The organism is Leifsonia sp. SIMBA_070 (assembly GCF_046534635.1).
Lineage (GTDB): Bacteria > Actinomycetota > Actinomycetes > Actinomycetales > Microbacteriaceae > Leifsonia.
In genome coordinates this window covers 1-229 of record NZ_JAWRYK010001080.1, presented here as the reverse complement: position 1 = coordinate 229, position 229 = coordinate 1, and the positions used below count along the sequence as shown (strand labels likewise).

Here is a 229-nt window from a genome sequence, read left to right as displayed (position 1 = left end):
GTTCTTGTGTTTGTGCTTTACATGCTCTACCGGATCAACGAATTGCGCGGTTCGGGCACATCGGCTCTGCTGCGTGAACTACCCGCAGACGATGGCCGGGCCTGGCGGCACGGGGTGGTCCGATACGACGACAACGCCCTCGAGTACTTCCGGCTGCGCCGGGTGCTGCCCGGGCCGCAACGTCTCGTTCTGCGCCAATCGGTGACGGTCAGTGGTCGTCGGTCGCCGA

General features: G+C 64.2%; 1 protein-coding gene. It reads left to right on the top strand.

Features of this window, described 5'->3' with window-relative positions; all coding sequences use genetic code 11:
* Positions 1-21: 21 nt before the first annotated feature.
* Positions 22-229 (top strand): DUF2550 family protein (locus SB754_RS23470; RefSeq protein ID WP_410784632.1); only part of this gene is annotated, 208 nt, incomplete at its 3' end.